We start from the raw sequence: 15,766 nt of genomic DNA on the forward strand, positions 1-15,766 counted from the left end.
CGAGGACTGATGTCTCCCATAGAACCCGAAGGCTCACGAGGGCAGCCGGCGACTCGTCGGCGGCGTACTCTGCGCCTGCGTACGCTGCTCATTTGGCTGGCAATCGTCCCTATCCTGGCGATGAGTACCCAAGTGGTCATGACCGCACAGCCGCTGGTACACCAGTCAAAGCAACTGCGCGCTGATGTGGCAGTTGGTGAGCGGACCGATGTACCCCTGACCAGGTTGATGGTCGAACTGCAGGCTGAGCGGACGATGACCGCCACACGGTGGGCGAGCGGCTCCGTGTCCGGGAGAGAGCTGCACGAGCGGCGCGCGGCCACGGACCGGGCCGCGGACGAGTTCCGTCGGGCGGCGGACGGAGCTCTGGCGGCGACCGGGCGCGAGGACGACCACTACGTCGCGGAGCTGAAGCACAGCCTCGCGGATCTGGCCGCGTTCCGCGAGCGCGCGGACGCCCGCAGCGGGGACATGGATCGGACGATCGGCTACTACTCCGACCTCGTCGACCGCATCATCCGGGTGTACCAGAACGAGTTCAGCCATGCGGAAGACGCCGAGCTCATCCAGGAGAGCGGCCTGGTCGTCACGGTGTTCACGGTGTCCGAGATGGTGGCGCGCGAGACCACCATCCTCGCCATGGCCGGGCCGTCCAGGCGTCTGAGCCCTTCCGGGTTCGCCGAATTCGTCAACTCCGTCGGATCCCAGCGGTACCAGTACGACGAGTGGGTCGCGCCGTATCTGACGGCCGAGGACAAAGCGGCCTACGACCAGGTCTTCGCCTCCGACAGCTGGAAGACGAAGGTCCGCATCGAGGACGCGGTCATCTCCGACCACCAGAACACCGCGTCCGGCATCGGGCTACCCAAGGAAGCCGACGCCTGGCAGGCCGCGTATGACGAGTTCGCGGCGCGCCTTGCCGCGCTCGACGCGAAACAAGGGCGAGCACTACTCGTGCACGCCGACGCCAAGGCCACGCAACTGGAGAACGGGGTCATCTGGCTGATCGTCGGAAACGGCGCAGCCGTCTTTGCCGTCGCGGCCGTCATCGTGCTCACCACGCGCTCCGTGCTCCGCCGCCTGCGCGGTCTGCACCAACGTACGGTGGCCATTGCTGAGGACACGCTGCCGGATGTCGTTGCCCGGCTCCAGCGCGGGCAGCCCGTCGACGACGAGGCGCTGCCCGCGGTGAGCGGAGACCGGGACGAGGTCGGACGTATCAGCGACGCGTTCGCCCGGGTCGTCTCCGTATCCGTCGACGGGCATGCGCGGCTCGCGGCCGAGCGTCAGGGTTTCGGTATGTTCGCCGCGGGCATCGCCTCGCGCACCGGAAACCTGGTCAGCCGCCAGTTGACCCTCATCGACGAACTGCAGGACGCCTTCGGGCACGACGAGGAGCTTCTCGCCCGGTTGATGCGATCCGACCAGTTGACGGTGGGTATGCGGCGGCAGATCGAGAACCTGCTCATCCTGGCAGGTGGGGAGATCCCCGATCCGCACACCGAGCCCATGCGCGTCGCCGACCTGCTGCGCGAAGCCGCCGCGGAAGTCGAGGACTTCCGGCGGATCGAGCGCCAGGCCCTGGACGAGATCAGCGTGGTACCGCGGGTGATCAGCGAGATCAGCCACCTCCTGGCAGAACTCCTCGACAACGCCACCCGGTTCTCCCCGCCGCAGTCGAAGGTGGTCGTCCGTGCCGAACTGGTGACAGACGGGCTGTTGGTCGACATCGAGGACCGCGGGCCTCGGGTGACCGCCGCAACCTACGAGGAGATGAACGGGCGTCTGCACTCGGCCCCGCCGTATTCCGTCCTGGCGGAAAACGCTCACCGGCTCGGACTCTTCGTGGTCGGCCACATCGCCGAACAGCTCGGGGCCACAGTGACGCTGCGCCGCTCGGTATACGGGGGGACGTCGGCCGTGGTGATCCTTCCCAAGGAACACCTTGTGCCGACCGAACCGGTCCGGGCGGGTAAGGAAGCGCCGCGCGCGGCGGCGATGCCCGCCCCGGCACCGGGCCCGTCCGACGAACGCAAGCCCGAGCTGGTCCTGCACGCGAAGACCGTGTCGGCCGGCCGTAGGACGCCGGAGCGCTTGCCCGAGCGGCCGGTGGAGAGTAAGCCGTCGGTTCCTTCCCTGACACGGAACGGTGACGCGAAGCCGGCCCTCCCCGAGCGGGTACCACAGGCTCACATCGCCGAGCAGCTCCGCGCGCCACACGCACCGGAGACTGCCGTCCATCAGGATGCGGCGACACCCGAGGAAGTGGCCGACGCCTGGGCGGACTACGAACACGGGACTCAGACAGTGGAAGAAGAACTCCGACAGGATCAGCCATGACGACAACGAACGACATGATCTACAGCGTCTTGGACAACAACCTGAGCAGGATCGCCGGCATCCAGGGAGCCGTACTACTGTCCAACGACGGGATCAAGCTCAGCTCGTACGAGCTGGAACGGGACCAGGCGGAGCGCATAGCCGCCGCGTCCTCCGGCATCGCTTCCACGATGAAGGCGATATCCAGGGAGGTCGACGGCGGCCGGGTGATCCGCCAGCTGGTCGAGATGGACGACTGCTATCTCTGCATCGTCGGGTGCGGGGAGGGCAGCACGCTCATCGTGGTGACCTCCCGCAAGGCGCGGCTGGGGGAGCTGGGCGGTGAAGCCGTGCGCACCGCCCAGGCGCTCGGTGAGTGGCTGAGCACGCCTGATCGCGGCCAGGCGCAGCCGTCGTAATGGCGGACGAGCCGGGGCCGCGAGAGGGAGGCCACCGCCGGACGCGGCTGTACGCGCTGACCGATGGACGTACGGCGGCTGCACACACCGCCCTCACCATGGACGCCACGATCACGGCGGTGGCCCTCGCGGACGGCCACGGCGGCCTGCCCAGCGAGTGGCAGGCCATCCTCGCGATGTGCTCGCCTCCGGGCGGCCTGGCGGTCGCCGAGATCGCGGCGCGCATGCACATCCGCCTCACTCCCATGACGCTTCTTCTCGGCGAACTCGCGGATCGGGGGCTGATCGAGCACCGGCCACCCCTGGAAGGGGCCGAGACAACCAATGTCCACCTGCTCATGAGAATCAGGGACAACCTTGCACGGATATGACACCCCTGCCCAGGAAGCGGACCCCGTCAAGATCCTCATCGCTGGGGGATTCGGCGTCGGCAAGACGACCCTGGTCGAGGCGGTCTCCGAGATCGAGCCGTTGCGCACCGAGGAGCGGCTGACGAGCGCGGGCGTCGGCGTCGATGACCTCGACGGCATCGAGTCCAAGGCGGTTACCACCGTCGCGATGGACTTCGGCCGCATCACCCTCACCGACGCACAGGTCGTGCTCTACCTGTTCGGCACACCTGGCCAGGAGCGCTTCTGGTTCATGTGGGACGACCTGCTGAACGGGGCACTCGGGGCAATTGTCCTTGTCGACACACGACGCCTCGACCGCAGTTTCCCGGCCGTCGACTTCTTCGAGAACCGGGGGCTTCCGTTCGTGGTCGCCGCGAACTGCTTCCACGGCGAACAGCCCTACACCGCCCAGGAGATCAGAGCGGCGCTGCATCTGCGTGACCCGAACACACCCATCCACTTGCTCGATGCCCGCTCCCGTGACGACGCGCGCGGTGCGCTGCTCTCGCTTCTGGACATGCTCATCGCCAAAGCCGGGGTCGCGGCGACCGGCTGACTTCGGCCTGCCACGTGGTGGCGTGGAGGTTCACGACCGCGACCGTAGACCCGGTCCAGGCCGCCGCCGCGTCGGCCGTCGAGGAATGCCGGCCGGTACCAGCCATCGTCCGTGTACTCGAACCAGCCGTCGTCGAGGAATGGGCTTGATCCGCTTTGACGGACATTCGAGATCAGGGGTTCAGCCCCGGGAGGATGTCCATCATGGAGAGCATGGGGAAGAAGAAGCCTCGCCGCCCTCGCCGTTCGTTCACGCCGTAGTTCAAGGCCGAGATCGTCGGGCTGTGCCGACGAGGTGACCGCTCGGTCGGTCAGGTCGCCAAGGACTTCGAACTGACCGAGACCGCGGTGCGGGACTGGGTGAAACAGGCCGGGGTCGACGCGGGCGAACGCAACGGGCTGACCAGCAGTGAGCGCGAGGAACTGGCCGCGTTGCGGCGGGAGAACCGCCGGCTGCGCGAGGACGTCGACGTCCTCAAGCGGGCCACGGCTTTCTTCGCGTCAATGCCAAAGTAGGGGACACCGGCACCCGGGTGGTGCCAGAGTGGCAGGACCGGCGGGGTTGGCTCTCTTTTTCGCTGCCCCGCATGGTGGCTTGTCCTTGATGTGCCGCCCCGCCGGCCCTGGCGTCCCCGTGGAGTGGCTTGATAGGAGCGTGCTCTCAGCCCGATTGAGGCGTGCCCCCGCGGCGGACCCGGCACCGGATCTCCCGCTCCCGTCGGAGGCAAATCCATGATCGTGGTCGGCGTCGACGCACACAAGAAGACCCACACCCTGGTGGCCGTCGATCCGCTCGGACGGCGACTGGACCAGCTCACGGTCGCCGCAACCACGGCCGGCCACCAGCAGGCCTGCGAATGGATGCAGCAGTTCGGCCAGGTTCTGGTCGCTGTGGAGGACTGCCGGCACCTGACCCGCCGCTTCGAGGTCGACCTGCTGACCGCTCGTCATTGCGTCGTCCGGGTCCATACGAGGCTGATGGCCGGCGCTCGGCGCTCAGCCCGCGAACGCGGCAAGTCCGACCCGATCGACGCCGAGGCCGTGGCGCGGGTCGCACTGCGCGAGCCCGACTTGCCGAAAGCCTGCCTGGACGGGCCGGCACGTGACGCCAAGCTCATCGTCGACCACCGCCGCCGACTGGTCTGCCACCGCACGGCGACGGCCAACAAGCTGCGCTGGTTCCTCCACGAGATCGACCCCGAGCTGCCCGTCCCCTCACGAGGCCTGCGTCGTCTGTGTGTCTTCGACTCTCTGGAGGCAACTCTGGCAGGCCGCACGGGAGTTCTCATCGAGATCACCCTCGACCTGATCCGTGAGTGCCGACGACTCACCGAGCGCATCAACGCCCTGGAAGGACAGTTACGGCGGGTGGTGCGCCAGCTCGCGCCCGCCCTCCTGGCGGTGCCCGGCTGCGGAGTGCTCGGCGCGGCTGCGATCCTCGGCGAGACCGCCGGTGCCGCCCGTTTCAAGTCGAAGGACGCGTTCGCCCACTTCAACGGCACCGCACCGATCCCGGTCTGGTCCTCGAACAAGGTCAGGGTCCGCCTCAACCGGGGCGGCAACCGGACGATCAACAACGCGCTCCACATGATCGCTGTCACGCAGGTGCGCGGCGACGGGGAGGGAGCCGCGTACTACGCCAAGCAGATCGCGGCCGGAAAGACTGTCAAGGAGGCGCTTCGCCTGCTCAAACGCCGGATCTCGGACCGTGTCTTCCGCGCCCTGCTCGCCGACGAGTCCGCACAGCGCGTCCAGGTCCAACCCGTCACAGGGGTCGTCGAGTTGGCTGCTTGACATAGGAGCATCAAGGAGACCCGGTGACGGTGCACCCGTTCATCGGGGCGGAGAAGCAGGCAGGTCACAACGTCAAACGGGCGTGTGAGCTGATGAAGGTCTCCCGGACCGCCTTCTATGCCCGTCGCTCCGGCCTGCCCGGCCCCCGTGCGGTGCGGGATGCCGAGCTGACCGAGCAGATCACCGAGGTCCATGCGAAATCGCGCGGAACCTACGGCGCCCCGCGCGTGCATGCCGTGCTCAAGCGCGAGGGGGCCGAGTGCGGCCGCCGTCGTGTCGCACGACTGATGCAGGCCGCTGGTCTGCAGGGCCGGCACCGCGGACGACGGCATGTGACCACGGTCCCCGATCCCAGAGCTGCCTTTCGTCCTGACCTCATCGTCCGGGGCTTCCAGCCCGGCCGCACCGGGCTCGATGCCCGCTGGTGCGGCGACATCACCTACATTCCGACCGAGGAGGGCTGGCTCTATCTGGCCACGGTCATCGACATCGCCTCCCGGCGCGTGGTCGGCTGGGCAACCGCCGATCACCTGCGAACCGATCTGGTGGCCGACGCACTGATATCTGCGTGCCGACAGCGTCGCCCCACCCGTCCCGTGATTTTTCACTCCGGTCGCGGCTGCCAGTACACCAGTCAGCAATTCGCTTCCCTGGCAGCCGAGTTCAGGGGTTCAACTGTCCGTCGGCCGCACCGGTCAATGCTGGGACAACGCACTCGCCGAGTCGTTCTTCTCGACCATCAAACGCGAACTGCTCGGCACCTCCGCCTGGCCCAGCCGGGCCACTGCCCGCACCGCGATCTTCAACTTCATCGAGGGCTGGTACAACTTGCACCGACTACACAGCAGCCTCGGCTACCTCAGCCCCGCCGAGTACGAGATCGCACACGTAGCCTGACCACCACACCAAAGGTGTCCGTCAAAGCGGAACAAGCCCACGCCTACGTGTACGGCAGTTACCAGTCCGAGTGATCAAGTACGAAGAGTCGTTCGGGCCCAGAGGTTAAAGATCAAGCTAGCCGCTCGCAGATCCCGATGATCTCGTCGATGCGTGCGGCGGTCAGGTCATGTGCGCCGCCTGGCAGCTCCGGCGAGATCCACAGCATCTCGCCGGAGCGACCGGTGACAACCTTAATGTTCACTACGTGCCAGCGGTGCCTGGCCGAGTAGCCCGCCCGGCTGTCGCCGACGCGGTCGCACTCGCGGGAGTCCCCGTCCAGCAGGACGAAGGCCGGATCGGCTCGCACAGTGTCTTGAGTAGGCCCGGGGACAACTTTTCGCCAGAAAAGGCGGTCACGCCTCCCGTCCGGGCAGGCGGTGAATACGCTCGCCGTGCACCTCACGTGTGCCGGACCCGAGACGAGGAACCCATGGCCCCGAACGAACGCCGTCCCTTCCACGTGGTCAAAGTGCCCCTGGGCTACGGGGAAGGCGTTGTCCGGGTGCAGGTCGACGAGACTGACGAGTCCGTGGTCCGGGTCGGCCGGGGCAGCAGAACGGTAGCCCGTGCCGAGGAATCCCTGGACCGGATGCTGGAAGTGGTCCGGCCGGTGGCGGACGCGTTCGTGGGACGCTGCCGGGACATGGCGCGACAGCCTGACGAGGCCACACTGGAGTTCGGTATGTCACTGTCGGCCGACGCGAAAATCCTCATCGCCGGATCGTCGGCCGTCGCGAACTTCTCGGTCAGCCTCACCTGGCACAACGCCGACGCGTTGCAGACGCGGGCAGGCTGAGGTCGTCATGGCTGAGGGCGGGCCGGCGGGCGGGGAGGCACGCGAACCCGCGATGGCGTCGTCTGTCGTACGGGTCAGAGGCCGGGACGGCGCGATCGTGGGCGCGGGCTTCCTCGTCGCCGAAGACACGGTGCTGACCTGCGCTCATGTGGTGTCCGACGCCTTGGAGCAGCCCCGGGGCTCCGCCGTCGAAGCGGGCGCTGTGATCGGACTCGACCTGCCATTTGCCGTCGGCTGTCCTGAAGGGACGGCGGAGGTCGTGCACTGGGTGCCGGTCCGGGAGGACCAGGGCGGTGACGTGGCTGTGCTGCGTCTGCACGTCCCGCTGCCCGGGGCCCGCCCTTTGCCGATGGCCGACACCGGGGACGTGTGGGACCACGAGACCCGGGCGGTCGGCTTCACCGACGACGCTTCTGACGGGAACTGGCAGCAGGGGCGTTTCCGCGGCCCTGTCGGGAACTCTTTGGTACAGCTCTCGCGGGCGGACGGCCAAGCCGTCCATGTGAGACCGGGGTTCAGTGGGAGCCCCGTCTGGGACGACGTCCTGGGCGTGGCGGTGGGTATGGTCGTGGCGTCGCAGCCGGTACGGGAGGCGCAGCAGGCGTTCGTGATGCGCACGGGGGCGCTGGCCGGGGAGGTGCCCGGGCTCAGGGAGATTCTGCTGCCCGACAAGCCGTTCCTCGGCCTGAAGCGGTTCGAGGAGGACAACGAGGATCTGTTCTTCGGCCGGGACAGCGACATCGCCCGGGTGGTCACCGCCCTGGAGGGCGATCACCCGGTGGTCACGGTGTGCGGTCCTTCGGGCAGCGGTAAGTCCTCCCTGGCGCTGGCTGGCGTGGTGCCCCGGCTGCGTCGGTCCGGGTGGGAAATCCTGGTCGTCGACTGCAGCGGCGTGGGGGTGCCGCGGGCTGCCCTGGCCACGGAGCTCTTCGAGCGCTCGGCGGGCGGTTCCGGGCCCGCTCGGGCGGAGCACGCGGACCGGGTGGAGGCATGGCTGCGGGAGTTGGGGCTTGTCGACGCGTTCCACCGGGCCACCGGCCGGACCGCTGAGCGTCTGCTCGTTGTCCTCGACCAGGCGGAAGCCCTGCTCAACCTTCCCGAGCCGGACCTCGCCGAGACACTGGGCCTGTTGTTCCCACCCCGCCGCACCGGTCTGCGAGTCCTGGCCACCTTGCGTGCCGATGTCATCAACACGGCGCTGAGACACCCCCGTCTGGCGCCCGTACTGACGGCCGGGGTGACTCTTCCCCTGGCGCCGATGACCCGGGACCAGCTCCACACCGTCATCACGCGCCCTCTCGAAAGGGCGCCCGGGGTGACCTACGACCCGGGCCTGGACCTGCGCATCCTGGATGACACCGGTACCGATCCGGGTGTCCTGCCGCTCCTGGGATTCCTGCTGGGGCAGTTGTGGGACCGACAACGCGGCGGACGGCTGAGTGCCACGACGTATCAGGAGATCGGCGGGGTCAAGGGTGCCTTGCTCCAGCACGCCGAACAGGTGTGGAAGAGCTGCGTACCGCCAGGGTCGGAACAGGAGGCACGACGTCTGCTGGCAGGGCTGGTGCGTGTGGTTCCCGGCGGGGAAGCCACGCTGCGGCGCGCACTGACGCGGCAGGAGGCCGGCGAGGAGCGCTGGCGTCTGGCCCAAGCCATGGCCGTGCAGGACAAGCGTCTGCTCGTCCTGCACGGCGGGGACGGCAGGCCCGAGAGCGCGGAGCTGGCGCACGAGGCACTGATCACACACTGGCCCGAGCTGGCCGAAGTGGTCCGCGTCGACGCGGGCTTCCTGAACGCACGGGCCGAAGCCCAGCACGACCTGGAACGGTGGGAACGGGCGGAGCGCCGTGTGGACCTGCTGCCGGGGGGCTTCCAGCTCGACTCCCTCACGAAACGGCTGGACGACCGCGAGGACGAACTGAGCCAGGATCAGCGGGAGTTCCTGGCCGCAGCGCGCCGCCGGCGGCAGACGGCCCGCTGGTGGACCCGGGCCGGCTGGACAGCGGGCGCTGTGGTGGTCGTGCTCATCGCGACGTTGATCACCTTCAATGTCCAGGGGGCCCGGGTCAGCGAACAGCGGGCCGACGAGGCACGCTCTCGGACACTGGCGGTGCAGTCGGACGAACTGGTCGACACCAACCCCGGCCACGCCGCGCTGGCCGCGCTCGCCGCGTACGAGATGGAGCCGACGCAGGAAGCCCGTAACGCGCTGCTGCGGCGGTACTCCGAGGTCCGCAACGTGGAATGGAGTCTGTCGGGGGCCGAGGGGAAGTTCGAAGAGGCCGCGATGAGCGCTGACGGCGAGGTGACGCTGGTGACGACCGACGGCGGGCGTGCCCTGCTGTTCGTGCGTACGGCGCGGGGCAAGGTGCGGCAGGAGAGTCTTCGTCTGCGGCCCAACGTCAGATCACCCAAGGTGAGCTTCGACGGACGGCGGATCTCCTACGTGCGCAAGGACGACGGGGTGGTCGTCTGGCACGACGTCACCCCCACGGCGAAGAGGCTGGTGGGGCGCGCGCACCCGCTCGACATGCCGGAGTCGGCCGGTACCGGTCCGGGCGACAGCGGCGATCGCGTAGCTCAATTCAAAGTAACGGCCTTCTCCCGCGACGCCCGCTTCTTGGTCGAATCGGGGGATGACTCCTGGACCACTGGGGTGTTCGAACAGCCGGAGCTACCCGTACGGGTATGGGACCTGGAGACGGAACGCCCGCATGTGCTGCCGAAGAAGTACTCCATTGCCACGTCGGCATGGTTCGGTCCCGACAACCACACGCTGGTCCTGGCATCAGCGAGTGGATCGATGATCGCCGTCGACACCCGGACCGGAAAGATGCGCCGATTGATCGACGCGGGCGACAAAATTCCCGAGGGATTGAGCAAAGGTAACTGGGTGTCGGCCGACGGGACCGTGGCGCTCTTCTGTCGGAAGAGAACAGACGAGCTGCACTCGCCGCAGAGCGGCGCCCATTACAAAGCGATACGCGTGGCGGACGGACGAGTCCTGCGCAGCTACCAATGGAAGGAGGGCGGCCAGTCGTGCGCAACCACGCTCCTCGACCCGTCGGGGAAGTGGTTCATCCGGAACGGGAATATCGGCAACGAATGGGAGGTCCTGGAAACCAGCGGCGACGCCCGCCCCCAGAAATTCATCGGCCCCACTCTCGAGTTCAGCGAGGACGCGCTGTTCCCAGCGCTCGGCACCGCCCACGACCCTGTTGTGCCCGTCCGGAGCGAGACCATGATCACCGGACGGAAGGTGGCCAGCGCCGATGGCGACACCGCGTACGGGACCCCGCAGCTGCTGGGGGACGGGAGCACGATGCTGGTCCGTACCGGGAAAGACGGCAACAAACTGAGTGTGGTGGAGACCGAAGGGGAGAACCGTGTCCTGTCCGAGGTGTCCAGCACGTTCAAGACCCCGCCCGCCAGCGACCAGCCCCTCACCGTCAATCGCTCGAAGACACTGATGGCGGACGTGACGGACGAGAACCGGGTGACGGTGCGCCGACTGCCGTCGCTGAAGAAGGTCTCCGAATTCACTGCAGTTCGCCCACCTCTGTTGCAGGAGGAGGGGAAGCAGCGGGAGCCCGTAGCCCTCGACTTCCAGCCCGACGACCGGCTCGTGACGTTCTCCGGCACACGGATCGAGCACTGGAACATCAGCGACGGCCGCCGCCTACGCGCGCCGATCGACCTGAAGGATCTCCGACTGACCTCCCGGGACGAGCCCGAGTACTCCGTAGTGGGGCATCGCCTGCCGGGAGTGATCGGGGTCCAGGTATCCGAAGAGCAGAACCTGTACGCCGTCGACCTGCGAACCGGCCGGGAACGAAAGGACCTCCGCATCCGCTTCGATGAGGACCTCCTCACAGCGAGCTTCCTTGACGACACCCGGTACCTGGCCGTACTCACCACGGGCAGGATCGTGGAACTGTGGTCCGCCCAGCCGGGGCAGTCGCCACGAAGGGTGCTGGGCCCGTTCGGACCGCTGGAACTGGGCGAATTCACAGTCGGCAACCCCGCGGGCGCCGACTTCTTCGTGGCCTACGGAAGTACCGCCATCTTCCTCAAAGCGAACAAACCCTCGTACCGGAACACCTACAAGTTCGGCACGGAACAGCACTTCGCCGCCACCAATACCAAAGACGGAAAAGCACTCCTCGGCACCCCCTCGGAGGGCTCAAGTTTCTCAGAAGTGTTCAAGAAGGGGGTCCTGAAACTCACCCGCCTCGACCCCGCCATCTGGAAGCAGCACCTCTGCAAGGTTCTCGGCCGCAACCTCACCAACGACGAACGCAGCGCACTGGCGGGACCGCTCCCGGACAAGATCTGTCCCCCCTGACTCGGCTGGCCCAGGCCGACTCGGCATCCGCACCACTGCAAGGTCTCAACACCCCTGCGAGCGATGCGGTGTTGATTCCGTGCCGCGACAGCCATTGAGCGATGAGAACGGAACCATTCAAGCCGCACACAAAGAAGCCCGCACCACCCGGCGGTTCGACGTCGTCACTGCCCGACAGGCCGCCAGCACCCTCTCTACCTGACCGCTGTGGGCCGGCCCCGGCATCGACCGGCCCCCGCCTGGGTGGTGTACGCCTCCGCCCGTACACCTGCCTCATTGATCGCCGCCCTCGCCGAGGAACTCGCCACGACATCGGCACACGCCGTTAGCACCGCTCACCACCACACCACCCGCCGTCGCCCCAGCCCCGACACCGACCGTGTCGGCGGCAGCCGGGCCGACTTCTCGCCCAGCGGGCGAGCTGCTGTGAATTTCGCCCGCACTGCCCGGCCGCACCCGCCACCTGACCGCGGTCGGCACCCACCGCTCCATCTGAATCTGCGAACGCCAGGGAGCCGATGCTCGCCGACCGCTCCTGCAGCGGAGCGGGCGCCTGGCACGCGGCCGTACATCCACAGGGCGAGGCCAGGCTGGATGAGGGTGAGGCCGAGTAGTGCGGTGCTGGGTCGGGCTTTGAGGTCGACCGCGGCAGCGCCGTGCTCACCGAAGAGTCCGTTGTCGTAGTTCGGTGTGTGGTGGGTCCCCAAGAGGTAGATCCCGACCCCGGCCGCGACAGGCACCAGGACGGCGAGTACGGCGACAGGCGAGGCTCCTGCCGCCGTCGCCGCCGCGCTGCGAACCCGTGTGGTTCAGCCGACTCAGCTCTCGACCTTATTGCCCTTGACGTCAAGGACATACCACTCGGCGCCGAACTGGTTGAGACCCTGGCCGTTCGTCTGGCCGTGCTTCGTGTCGCCGACGTAGTAGTAGAGGGGGTGTCCGTTGTAGGTGACCTGCTCGTCACCGCCGGAACGCTTGGTGACGTCGAGCAGCTTCTTGTCCACGCCGTTGCCGACCTTGGCAGCCCCCTTGGTGAGCAAGGGAGGCCACGCTTTGGCGCAAGCATCCTTGCAGTTCGACTTGTTCTTCTTGTCGGCGAGGAAGAGATAGAGGGTGTTGCCCTTGTCGTCCACGAGGATGCTGCCGAGCTTGCCCGCGGACTTCGTGTCCACGGTGGCCGGCGCCGAAGGCGAGGCGCCGGAGGCGGTGGGCCCGTGCCCCTCCCCCGAGGTGCTGTCGGAGCAGCCGGTCAAGACGGCGGCGAACAGTGCGGTGGCACAGGTGGCCGCTGTGGCGGTGCGTTTCATCGAAGGCTCCATGGACGAGAGTGCGGCGGGGCCCCCTCTCTACTCCCCGCCTATGCCCGTCCGCTCACAGCGTCATCGTCAAGACCACTCGCCCGGAGGCACTCCGAAGAGCCCGCGCGCAAGGAAGACAACCTTCGCCCCGACCACGGTGTTGAAGACGATGGTGAGGATCACCATCAGGAGTGAGGCGGTGGTCAGCGCCACGAGGGAGAGCCGGCCGCGCAGGGTGCGCGGGGCCAGCCGTGACGCGAGGGAGGAGAGCGGGATCATGACAGGCGGTGTCCGACTCCGCGGGCGGTGGTGACGGTCAGCTCACTGCCGCTGTCGCGCAGTCCCGCAGCCGGGTCAGATACGGGTCGAGGGTGTTCTCACTGACCTGGGCGCCCTCGGGCCAGGCAGCCCTGACCAGTTCGCGTCGGCGCACGATGCCTCCGGCCGCCGTCATGAGCGCCGCCAGGAGCCCGAACTCCGTGGGGGTCAGGTCGGCCCGGATGCCGCGTACGGTGAGGCTGTGCCGGACGGGGTCCAGGACCAGGTCACCAGCCGTGGACGCGGGGCCGGGCGCGGCGCGCCTGACGGCCGCGCGCAGCCGGGCTGTGAGTTCGGCGAGGTGGAAGGGTTTGGGCAGGTAGTCGTCGCCGCCCGCGGAGAATCCGGACAGCCTGTCGGTGAGGTGATGGCGGGCGGTCAGGAAGAGGACGGGGGCGAGGAAGCCGTTCGCGCGCATCGCCTGGCACACGTCCCGCCCGTCCGCGTCCGGCAGTCCCACGTCGAGCACGGCCGCGCCGACGTCGCCGGTGGCCAGGCGTAGCGCGGTGGCGCCGTCCGCAGCGGGCACCGGGTCGAAGTCCTCCTCACGCAGCCCCCGCAGCAGCACGTCACGCAGGGCGTGATCATCCTCCACGACCAGGATCCTGTGGCGCATGACGGTCCTCCGTCGGCTCGTGGGCTGTGGGTGTCGTGCCTGCGATGAACCGGTCGGGCAGCCACCGGGCCGCAGCGCACAGGCACAGGCCCAGCCAGCCGACGCCCAGCAGCCAGCCGCCGATCACATCGGTGAACCAGTGCACACCGAGGTAGACGCGGGTCAGTCCGACCAGGGCGCCCCAGCAGCCGGCGGCGAGGGCGAGCAGTGTCCTGCCGCGTGGGGCGCGCAGGCATATCGCCAGGACGAGCAGACCAGCGGTCAGGGCCGCCGTGGTGGTGTGACCGGAGGGAAAGGCCCAGCCTGAGGCGTGCGTCTCCCAGGCCGCCCACGGTGGGCGGGGTCGTGCGACGAGTGTCATCGCGCCGTAGCGCACGGCCTGCCCCGAAGCCAGGCAGAGGACGGCGAGGCCGGCGGCGGACATCCGGTGGCCCGGGGTGCGGCCTGCAACGATTCCGGCCAGCACGGCGAGCAGGTAGGGGACGACACCCGTACCGGTGGCAGTGAGTCCGCGGGCCAGCGCTACGGCCGTGTCCGGGCGGTGGGCGACGGACCAGGCCAGCAGGCCGCTGTCGGCCGCCAACGGGGCACCGTCGTCGACCAGGAACTTGGCCAGCACACCGAAGGCCACCAGGGCTCCGAGACCGACACTGCCTGCAAGAGCGGCGACCGTCGTGCGGTTCACGACACGACGAGCAGAGGACGCAGGCGGGTGGCCGTGATCCGCTGCACCGCCGTGTCCGGGACGCGGCGCAGTACCGCCATGGCGAGCAGTGCGACGAGCGCTCCGGCGGCCATCCCGGCCGCCACGTCGTGCGGGTAGTGGGCGCCGACCCAGACGCGGGAGGCCGCCATCGCGCACGCGGCCACCACCGCCACAACGCCGAGCCGACGGGAGACGAACAGCAGCGCCACCGCAGCTGCGGCGGCGATCGCCGCGTGGTTGCTGGGAAAGGACCAGTCGCCGGGTGCCGGGCATGCCTCCAGCGTGATGACGTGCAGGCTCTGGCAGGGCCGGCCCTCGCGCACCACCGACTTCAGCGCGTCATTGACGCCGTAGGCCAGGACCACGATCACCGGTGTGGCCAGCGCTCGCACCGCCGCCGTCGCGTCGACGTTCCGAGCCTGCCACCAGCCGATGACCATGAGCAGCGCGAACACCGCGAGCCCGTACGTCGACCAGGCCGACACGAGGCCGTCCAGCCATCCGGGGGAACCGTGCGCCAGGTCCACCACCTGTGTGTAGGCGGAGCCGTCGATCGGGGCCCCGTCGAAAGCGGGCATCATCCGCGCGCCTCCTTCGCCTTTGCCGCCTTGCGGGAGCGGCGGACCTCGGCTGCCACTGGGATCAGCGACACGACGACGATCACCGCCACGATGGGCAGCAGATACCGGTCCACGTTCGGGACCGAGGAACCCAGCGCATAACCGGCGAGAGTAAGACCCAGGCTCCAGAGAAGACCGCCGGCCGCCTGCCAGATGGTGAAGGTGCGTGCGGGGACCTGGAGCGCTCCCGCCATAGGGTTCAGCACCGTCCGTACCACCGGCACGAACCGGGCCAGCACGATCGCCTTCGCGTACCCGTACTTCTCCAGCAGCTCCTCGGCCCGGCGGGCCCCCTGATGGAGCCGGGTCGAGGAGCTGCGGGCGAGCAGCGCTCCGCCCGCTCTTCTGCCCAGCAGGTATCCGCACTGCGCGCCGGCGAGAGCGCCGACGGCGGCGGCCACCAGGAGCGGCCCGAGCGACAGCTTCACCGCACTGTCGGCCGTGCCGGTGCACAGCAGGCCCGCAGTGAACAGCAGTGAGTCGCCCGGCAGGAAGAAGCCGACCAACAGGCCCGTCTCGGCGAACAGCACCACCCCTACCCCCAGCACCCCGAAGGCTGCCAGCAGGGAATGGGCGTCGAGCACGTTGACGGCGAGCTGCGACGATAGGTGAATGGGTGTGGACATCGTCTCGACCCCTTCGGTCTGAC

Annotated in this window: 15 protein-coding genes and 4 pseudogenes; 11 read left to right on the forward strand and 8 right to left on the reverse strand. The window is 68.5% G+C overall.

Annotated elements, in window-relative coordinates; genetic code table 11:
* Positions 1 to 9: 9 nt before the first annotated feature.
* The 8 genes and pseudogenes from ACIBCU_RS19465 to ACIBCU_RS19500 all read left to right on the forward strand — a co-directional run bounded on the left by ACIBCU_RS19465 (position 10) and on the right by ACIBCU_RS19500 (position 6,376).
* Positions 10 to 2,340 (forward strand): nitrate- and nitrite sensing domain-containing protein, encoded by a 2,331-nt coding sequence (locus tag ACIBCU_RS19465; RefSeq protein ID WP_399232667.1) that lies wholly within the window; start codon positions 10 to 12, stop codon positions 2,338 to 2,340.
* Positions 2,337 to 2,738 (forward strand): roadblock/LC7 domain-containing protein, encoded by a 402-nt coding sequence (locus ACIBCU_RS19470; protein ID WP_030826382.1) that lies wholly within the window; start codon positions 2,337 to 2,339, stop codon positions 2,736 to 2,738. The genes ACIBCU_RS19465 and ACIBCU_RS19470 overlap by 4 nt, the downstream gene beginning before the upstream one ends.
* Positions 2,738 to 3,109: a DUF742 domain-containing protein gene (locus tag ACIBCU_RS19475; RefSeq protein ID WP_362935380.1), complete on the forward strand. Its 372-nt coding sequence runs from the start codon at positions 2,738 to 2,740 to the stop codon at positions 3,107 to 3,109. Before ACIBCU_RS19470 ends, ACIBCU_RS19475 begins: the two co-directional genes overlap by 1 nt.
* Complete coding sequence (locus ACIBCU_RS19480; protein ID WP_362935383.1) at positions 3,096 to 3,686, forward strand: ATP/GTP-binding protein; 591 nt, start codon at positions 3,096 to 3,098, stop codon at positions 3,684 to 3,686. The genes ACIBCU_RS19475 and ACIBCU_RS19480 overlap by 14 nt, the downstream gene beginning before the upstream one ends.
* 272 nt (positions 3,687 to 3,958) lie before the next feature.
* Positions 3,959 to 4,201 carry a transposase gene (locus ACIBCU_RS19485; protein WP_399233055.1) on the forward strand — a complete coding sequence of 81 codons (243 nt, stop codon included), beginning with the start codon at positions 3,959 to 3,961 and terminating at the stop codon, positions 4,199 to 4,201.
* Between the two features lie 216 nt (positions 4,202 to 4,417).
* Complete coding sequence (locus ACIBCU_RS19490) at positions 4,418 to 5,479, forward strand: IS110 family transposase (RefSeq protein WP_399232670.1); 1,062 nt, start codon at positions 4,418 to 4,420, stop codon at positions 5,477 to 5,479.
* Positions 5,480 to 5,508: 29 nt separating this feature from the next.
* A pseudogene (locus ACIBCU_RS19495) lies at positions 5,509 to 6,132 on the forward strand (IS3 family transposase); the annotation flags it as partial.
* Between the two features lie 22 nt (positions 6,133 to 6,154).
* Entirely contained in the window at positions 6,155 to 6,376 is a 222-nt protein-coding gene (locus ACIBCU_RS19500; RefSeq protein ID WP_399233058.1) for an integrase core domain-containing protein, read from the forward strand.
* Positions 6,377 to 6,497: 121 nt separating this feature from the next.
* On the opposite strand, the pseudogene ACIBCU_RS19505 reads toward ACIBCU_RS19500, so the two are convergent.
* Positions 6,498 to 6,775: pseudogene (locus ACIBCU_RS19505) on the reverse strand (IS5/IS1182 family transposase); the annotation flags it as partial.
* Between the two features lie 73 nt (positions 6,776 to 6,848).
* Between ACIBCU_RS19505 and ACIBCU_RS19510 the strand changes: the two are divergent.
* The 3 genes and pseudogenes from ACIBCU_RS19510 to ACIBCU_RS19520 form a co-directional block, all read left to right on the forward strand.
* Positions 6,849 to 7,214, forward strand: a complete 366-nt coding sequence (locus ACIBCU_RS19510) for a CU044_2847 family protein (protein WP_399232671.1) — start codon at positions 6,849 to 6,851, stop codon at positions 7,212 to 7,214.
* A 7-nt stretch (positions 7,215 to 7,221) separates the two neighbouring features.
* Positions 7,222 to 11,559: a trypsin-like peptidase domain-containing protein gene (locus ACIBCU_RS19515; protein ID WP_399232673.1), complete on the forward strand. Its 4,338-nt coding sequence runs from the start codon at positions 7,222 to 7,224 to the stop codon at positions 11,557 to 11,559.
* A gap of 207 nt (positions 11,560 to 11,766) precedes the next feature.
* Positions 11,767 to 11,859 (forward strand): annotated as a pseudogene (locus ACIBCU_RS19520) (hypothetical protein); the annotation flags it as partial.
* 35 nt (positions 11,860 to 11,894) lie between these two features.
* On the opposite strand, the gene ACIBCU_RS19525 reads toward ACIBCU_RS19520, so the two are convergent.
* The 7 genes and pseudogenes from ACIBCU_RS19525 to ACIBCU_RS19555 form a co-directional block, all read right to left on the reverse strand.
* Positions 11,895 to 12,299, reverse strand: coding sequence for a DUF6529 family protein (locus tag ACIBCU_RS19525; protein WP_399232675.1), 405 nt, complete (start codon positions 12,297 to 12,299; stop codon positions 11,895 to 11,897).
* Between the two features lie 78 nt (positions 12,300 to 12,377).
* Positions 12,378 to 12,866, reverse strand: coding sequence for a hypothetical protein (locus tag ACIBCU_RS19530; RefSeq protein ID WP_399232677.1), 489 nt, complete (start codon positions 12,864 to 12,866; stop codon positions 12,378 to 12,380).
* Positions 12,867 to 12,944: 78 nt separating this feature from the next.
* Positions 12,945 to 13,136 carry a hypothetical protein gene (locus ACIBCU_RS19535; RefSeq protein WP_362932329.1) on the reverse strand — a complete coding sequence of 64 codons (192 nt, stop codon included), beginning with the start codon at positions 13,134 to 13,136 and terminating at the stop codon, positions 12,945 to 12,947.
* Positions 13,133 to 13,791 (reverse strand): annotated as a pseudogene (locus ACIBCU_RS19540) (response regulator transcription factor). Before ACIBCU_RS19540 ends, ACIBCU_RS19535 begins: the two are co-directional and overlap by 4 nt.
* Complete coding sequence (locus ACIBCU_RS19545; protein WP_399232681.1) at positions 13,760 to 14,476, reverse strand: phosphatase PAP2 family protein; 717 nt, start codon at positions 14,474 to 14,476, stop codon at positions 13,760 to 13,762. The pseudogene ACIBCU_RS19540 and the gene ACIBCU_RS19545 overlap by 32 nt, the downstream one beginning before the upstream one ends.
* Positions 14,473 to 15,078: a phosphatase PAP2 family protein gene (locus tag ACIBCU_RS19550; RefSeq protein WP_362932333.1), complete on the reverse strand. Its 606-nt coding sequence runs from the start codon at positions 15,076 to 15,078 to the stop codon at positions 14,473 to 14,475. The genes ACIBCU_RS19545 and ACIBCU_RS19550 overlap by 4 nt, the downstream gene beginning before the upstream one ends.
* Entirely contained in the window at positions 15,075 to 15,743 is a 669-nt protein-coding gene (locus tag ACIBCU_RS19555; protein ID WP_399232683.1) for a DedA family protein, read from the reverse strand. The genes ACIBCU_RS19550 and ACIBCU_RS19555 overlap by 4 nt, the downstream gene beginning before the upstream one ends.
* Positions 15,744 to 15,766: the final 23 nt, after the last annotated feature.

The organism is Streptomyces sp. NPDC051064 (genome assembly GCF_044455985.1).
Lineage (GTDB): Bacteria > Actinomycetota > Actinomycetes > Streptomycetales > Streptomycetaceae > Streptomyces.